The organism is Limnospira sp. PMC 289.06 (assembly GCF_032350395.1).
GTDB lineage: Bacteria > Cyanobacteriota > Cyanobacteriia > Cyanobacteriales > Microcoleaceae > Limnospira > Limnospira platensis.
Genome location: NZ_JARPLC010000190.1, coordinates 1 through 6,156, shown reverse-complemented (window position 1 = coordinate 6,156; position 6,156 = coordinate 1). Strand labels below are relative to the sequence as shown.

Here is a 6,156-nt window from a genome sequence, read left to right as displayed (position 1 = left end):
TATTGACAGAATTATTTTCCTATGCTAGGACTAGATTGTGAGTAATATCTGAGTAATTAGGTACGACTATCGGGTTGAGTGTTTCCCGGCTATCGCCGTTAGGATAAGGGTTTAAAGGCAACGGGACTGGCCGGACTCGAACCGGCGACCTAGCGCTTCAGATTTGTGTGAGTTTCCCCACTCTCTGGACTATCCCTTCACCATAAGCACTCATAGAATGCTCTTAGGTGGTGGCCGTTATGTTCAAGAAGTCGTTTAATCCAACTCCCAAAACCAGTCTCTGCACCTTCTCCAACCGTAGGGGTTAGAGCTTGGCTCAAGATTACCTTATTCATGGTTCACATAAACTTAGGCTTCCTTGAGTTTGACCACATTCACACAAGGGGTTTCCCCACATGGTGCCCGATTCTTCAGGAGGCGCTTGCTCTATCCATCTGAGCCACAGCCCCAGTCATTTACTCTATGGTAACAGATTCTCGTGCTTATATGTTGATTTTTTAGACAATTTTAAAAAATTTGCCCGCCAAGTTAGCCCCAAGGGGTTGACAAAAGCCGGGGATTTCTGGTATGATATTGACATACTCTTAAATAATTTGATATTTGCCAAAACAAAAAAGCTGTCAATATTCCCATTATTTTACAATAGTAGCATGAGTCAAGCAAAAAAGCTACCCCCTCCCCAAAAAAATGATTTTTTTTAACATTGCTTAATTTTTTGTTACAAAACTTAACATAACTATCAATGAACCCAGGTTTCATCCCAGGGACCGCCTCCAGTTTCCAGACCACAGAGGGAACTATGGGCTTCCAGAATTAAGCGTCGCTGTTGTCGGAGTTGTAGGGTTACTTCACCTTTCATAGTATCGCGACAGCAGAATTGCAAGCCATGATGAGTAGGGGCGCGTAGAGGAGTACCGGGGTAGGTAGTGGTAGCCTGGAGGGAAACTTGAAACTGTCCGTTGTCAGCTTGAATGTGCCAATCTCCCCAGGGTGCAATTTGCCAGTGAACTTGAGCATTCCAGGGGACAAACTCATAAAATTGACCGCGATAGTGAATACCGACCATAGCGACGGACTCGATCCACCACAATACCGATCGCTTTCCGCCGCCTGCTGTGAGAGCCAAATCAGGAATATGGTCAAAACAGTTGCAGTTAACCCAAAACCACTTTCGAGGAAATGCGCCGCCCCAGTTTTTCTCACCGTAAGCGGGGGCGTTAGTAAACTGATAGAGTGTGCCATTCCAGTCAATCGAGCCCGTAGCCCAACCGTGAGCCATTAATATTTGCCATCCCGGTTCAAAAATAGGCAGAAATGATAGCCAGCCGGCGGTTGACTGTTGTTTTCCCCACCCATAAACGGGAGTGATAGTATATTCCCAACTACAGTTACGGGTTCCATCTTTAAGGCTACCTTGATGGTGGGTATCAGTTCCCTGATATCCTTGATGAATATGGCGATCGAATAGTTGAGAGTCGAGATATCCAGGGGCAGATTTTAGGTCAGTGTCTCCCCAATGACCTAGGGCTAGGGTGTCGGTAGATGCCCAGAATTTATTGACATCAGGGAAAGTCCGACAGAGGTACTGGTCATCTGGTCCTAAAATTTGGGCGGCACCGCCACTGTGAGGTTGTCCGCCGCTGGGGTCTTCAATGGAGTACATGAAGGCGAAGGTTTGACGGGGTTCGGGGAGAGTGACACGATAATACCAGCCCTCAAAAAAACGGCGATCGCCGCCTTCCCAGTGATAACCATTGTGGGGGGTAGATAGAGTAATGGGTTTGAAATCAAACATGGCAATCATGAAAACTCCTGTCTGGAGATTAGCGTTGGTGGCGGCTATGCACCGAAACCGTAGCCTTTCCTATTCCCGTTATTTACAGTTAGCGACGGTTCGCCTGGACGGACGACCGGCTAATCGGACGGTAGTATTTAGGGGGTTTATGACTAAGGGCGATCGCCTGAAATTTGTGACAGACCAACGTAGCCAAAAGGTGATAGAAATTGCCCAAAATCCTTGGGGTGAGGCTTGCTGGTATTTTCCCAAAACCAGGGAACAGTTCCGTATCTCTGGTCAGTTAACCATAGTAGAGTATACAGAGCATCTATGTTATCAGAGTTGGCAAGAGTTATCAGAGGCAGCCAAAAGTCAATTTTTCTGGCCAGACCCTGGTGAAAAGCGATCGCCAAACGCTAATTTTGACCCTCCCGACCCCATTTCCCAACAGCCACCCCCCAACTTTTCAGTTTTGCTGCTAACACCGGAGCGGGTGGATCATTTACAATTGCGTGGTGAGCCCCAGAATCGGACCATTTATGAGATTCAAGGTCATGGCACGAGTAAGGGGAGGGCGGTCAATCCTTAAATACCAGAACCGTCTAAAAATTCTTGGATGGCTCTATTTTTAATCCGACAGCTTAGGTTATTACCTTCTTGGGTAGTTAAGGTTTGATATTGTCCTTTAGAGGTTGAGGAACCTGCTGCTACAGGGATTTGTTCAACCATGAGTACCCTTTCCTGCTGTAAGGATTCCATTTGCTGTTCGAGGGTTTCAATGCGATCTAGCAGAGTCCGAATCACTACGGCTTCCGAGTCAGGTAAACTACCATGTTCAAGGGGGTTAACTTTGACACCGGAGCGGTAAAGAATGCGACCGGGAACCCCTACTACTGTGCAGTTAGAGGGAACATCGCGCAAGACTACGGAACCCGCACCAATGCGGACATTATTACCAATTTGGAGATTACCGAGAACTTTGGCTCCGGCTCCGACGACTACATTTTCCCCTAGGGTGGGGTGACGTTTACCGCTTTCTTTACCTGTACCGCCGAGGGTTACGCCTTGGTAAATTAAGCAGAAGTCTCCGACAATGGCTGTTTCTCCAATGACTACACCCATACCATGATCTATGAACACGCCTTGACCTATGGTAGCCCCGGGGTGGATTTCAATGCCGGTAATAAATCGGGACAGGTGAGATATCAGACGGGGAATTAGGGGTAAACCGATACAGTACAACCAGTGAGCGAGACGGTGAAATAGCAACGCTTGCAGACCGGGGTAGCAGAACATGACTTCTAGCCAGTTCCGAGCGGCGGGGTCGCGATCGAAGATAATGCGAAAGTCGGCTCGAAGGGTCTTTAGCACAATCAATAACCAGTTTCTGTTAAACAAATTACTTATCTATGTTAACGGATCGGGAACTAATACAAAAGTGCAAATATCAGGATATGCTCAATTTTACCAGGGCTTTATAATTTCACTGAGGGACAGAGGCAGTAGTATAGGTTCATTATTGCCTCAAAAGCCCAATGGTCGGGGGATACATCAGAAAAGGGAATTGGTAATAGGTCAAAGTTTTTGCTAGAACAAGCGTTCCTTAATGTCGCTTGGTCAATTTGGGCGATCGCTTTTGGTTGGTTCACTACAACGGGATTAACTGGACTGAGGGACTCACGGCTGTTGTCGGTGGTTTCGGTGGTTTGGGCGGAAACGGGGGCGATCGCAGTTATTATCAATAAGCTGAGGGGGATTAGCTCTTGTGCTTTCATCTGAAAATTTAAGCTGTCAGTTATGGGGCTATCTTCTCAAGTATAGCTGTTTTGATTCGGTTTATGGGGTGGTGAGTCTGCTTTCTGGTATGTTTAAGGATATGGTAGCTATAGCCGCCTGCATAGAAGAGGTTGACTAATAGGATTAGAGTTTGACCTAGGGGCGATCGCACTTGGGAAAATACTGTATAGCTTGCCCATAATACTAACAGCAATTCTATCAGGGACACTAGGGAGCCATAATGTCGGGGATCCCAGTAAGAAATAGGACTGATAAAACGGTAGTTACTGAAGGGGAAAAAATGGCGATGGGCATCATCGTTATGGACTGGCAAATCTAATAAGTTATGCCCAATTAGACTTAGGCAAAAAACTTGAGGTATATAACCTCCGACTTTAAAGGCGATCGCCAATCCTAAAATCCCCAGCGGTATAGAATGGAAAATGGCAACAATTTTGCTTATAGCTGGTGAGTGATAAGCCTCCGACCAGATTTGAGATTCTGGCATTTTGGCGATAAATTTTGCACAACCGTAGAATATAAAGATGGGAATATCTGGTAAAATACCTCCTAAAACAATGAATAAATTAGCATCGGGGTGGCTGGAATTTGCCAATAAAGCCAGATTTATAATTCCGTGACTGGGGGTATTCATAACCAAAATTAATTTGAGGTAATCAGAGTCAGGCGACCATTTTGAACATAATCAAAAATGCGATTAATTTGATGGCGTTCTAAATCAGTAATCTGAGTATCGGACAATATGAGTGACATTAATCCCAGATATTGCACATAGGTCAGTTTCCCGGAAGTTAAGATTTGATTAATTAGTTGAGTAGGGGTTGTGGTTGAGTTTTGCTGATTATTCCAAGGCATAGTTTGGGCTGATTTACGGTTTCATTAGGAATGGATAATCATCTAGTATGGCATGATCAATCCTACCCTAGGGGCGGGTTATCCTGTCAATCATTAATTCCCGCGATGTTTGTGGGTAAGGTTGGGGGAGGAAATAAGTATAATTAACTATTGATCTTGGGTATGAGGTATCAAACCCATAATTGAGAATGAAGTTTGAGTTTTGTAAAGTTATGTTAAGGTGTGTTGCAATACGTCACAAGTCTGAACAGAAACCTCCCCCTAGGCTGAAAGTTCGTGTTAGGATTTTGGCTTAGTAACTGACGAGATAAATTTTTGGGAGAAGACCTTTGACTCTACGGGTTGCTGTTGTCGGATCTGGTCCTGCGGGTTCATCCGCAGCCGAAACGCTAGTAAAAGCTGGAATTGAAACCTATTTATTCGAGCGCAAACTGGATAACGCCAAACCCTGTGGTGGTGCTATTCCTCTGTGTATGGTAAGTGAATTCGACCTGCCACCCGAAATCATTGATCGGCGGGTTAGAAAAATGAAAATGATTTCCCCCTCTAACCGTGAGGTGGATATCAATTTAGAAAATGAAAACGAATATATCGGAATGTGTCGTCGGGAGGTCCTCGACGGTTTCATGCGTGACCGTGCCGCGTCCTTGGGTGCTAACCTAATCAACGGTACTGTTCACAAGTTAGAAATCCCCGCCAGCAGTGGCGAACCTTACACGATCCACTACAATGACCATTCTAGTGGTGATGCGGTAGGAACTGCCAAAACCCTGAAAGTAGATCTCGTCATTGGTGCTGATGGGGCTAACTCCCGTGTAGCGAAGGCTATTGACGCTGGGGATTATAATTATGCGATCGCCTTCCAAGAGCGGATTCGCATCCCGGCTGATAAAATGGCTTATTACGAAGATCGGGCGGAAATGTATGTAGGGAATGATGTTTCCCCGGACTTTTACGCCTGGGTGTTCCCGAAATATGATCACGTGGCGGTGGGAACCGGAACCATGAAGGTTAACCAAGCGATGATCAAAAAGCTGCAAGCCGGAATCCGCGCCCGTGCAGCCCATCGGATTGAAGGTGGTAAAATCATTAAAGTAGAAGCTCACCCGATTCCAGAACATCCCCGTCCCCGTCGGGTTGTGGGTAGGGTAGCCCTAGTGGGAGATGCAGCCGGAACGGTAACTAAGTCTTCTGGTGAAGGTATCTACTTTGCGGCTAAGTCTGGTCGTATGTGTGCTGAAACGATTGTGGAAACTTCCAACGCGGGTCAGCGTATCCCCACTGAAGATGATTTGAAACTGTATCTGAAACGCTGGGATAAACAGTATGGCATGACCTACTTAGTGCTGGATGTCCTGCAACGGGTATTCTACCGTTCTGATGCAAGTCGGGAAGCGTTTGTAGAAATGTGTTCTGATCTCGATGTACAACGGATGACGTTTGACAGCTATCTGTATAAGACAGTTGTTCCGGCTAACCCGTTAGTACAAATGAAGATCACAGCCAAAACTCTGGGTAGTCTGCTACGGGGTCACGCCCTAGCGCCCTAGTTTAACCAGAAAGTTAGCGCCCCGCTCTCAAGAGACGGGGCTCTCTTTTAGTTAAATAACTGACCGCCTATGGTGTTGTAAGTAAGGGCGGGTTATAAAGATTCTGGACTTATATCAAAGGCGATCGCAGAACCCGCCCCTACATATTACATATCTGACCGCCTATGGTGTTGTAAG

Annotated in this window: 7 protein-coding genes; 2 read left to right on the top strand and 5 right to left on the bottom strand. The window is 46.1% G+C overall.

All coding sequences use genetic code 11. The features are described 5' to 3' along the window. Positions 1-739 precede the first annotated feature (739 nt). Positions 740-1,804 carry a tocopherol cyclase family protein gene (locus P5674_RS22670; protein WP_006616677.1) on the bottom strand — a complete coding sequence of 355 codons (1,065 nt, stop codon included), beginning with the start codon at positions 1,802-1,804 and terminating at the stop codon, positions 740-742. Between P5674_RS22670 and P5674_RS22665 the strand changes: the two genes are divergently transcribed. After that, positions 1,803-2,366 carry an Npun_F5749 family FMN-dependent PPOX-type flavoprotein gene (locus P5674_RS22665; RefSeq protein ID WP_006616676.1) on the top strand — a complete coding sequence of 188 codons (564 nt, stop codon included), beginning with the start codon at positions 1,803-1,805 and terminating at the stop codon, positions 2,364-2,366. The genes P5674_RS22670 and P5674_RS22665 overlap by 2 nt on opposite strands. Here P5674_RS22665 and cysE read toward each other — a convergent pair. The 4 genes from cysE to P5674_RS22645 all read right to left on the bottom strand — a co-directional run bounded on the left by cysE (position 2,363) and on the right by P5674_RS22645 (position 4,429). Then, positions 2,363-3,148 (bottom strand): serine O-acetyltransferase, encoded by a 786-nt coding sequence (gene cysE, locus P5674_RS22660; protein WP_006616675.1) that lies wholly within the window; start codon positions 3,146-3,148, stop codon positions 2,363-2,365. The genes P5674_RS22665 and cysE overlap by 4 nt on opposite strands. A gap of 104 nt (positions 3,149-3,252) precedes the next feature. Continuing rightward, on the bottom strand, positions 3,253-3,552 hold the full coding sequence (locus P5674_RS22655) for a hypothetical protein (protein ID WP_006616674.1): 300 nt from the start codon (positions 3,550-3,552) through the stop codon (positions 3,253-3,255). Positions 3,553-3,572: 20 nt separating this feature from the next. Next, positions 3,573-4,208 carry a hypothetical protein gene (locus P5674_RS22650; protein WP_006616673.1) on the bottom strand — a complete coding sequence of 212 codons (636 nt, stop codon included), beginning with the start codon at positions 4,206-4,208 and terminating at the stop codon, positions 3,573-3,575. Between the two features lie 8 nt (positions 4,209-4,216). Further along, entirely contained in the window at positions 4,217-4,429 is a 213-nt protein-coding gene (locus P5674_RS22645; RefSeq protein ID WP_006616672.1) for a hypothetical protein, read from the bottom strand. A 329-nt stretch (positions 4,430-4,758) separates the two neighbouring features. On the opposite strand from P5674_RS22645, the gene chlP reads away from it, so the two are divergent. After that, positions 4,759-5,979: a geranylgeranyl reductase gene (gene chlP / locus P5674_RS22640; RefSeq protein ID WP_006616671.1), complete on the top strand. Its 1,221-nt coding sequence runs from the start codon at positions 4,759-4,761 to the stop codon at positions 5,977-5,979. The last annotated feature ends 177 nt before the right edge of the window (positions 5,980-6,156 follow it).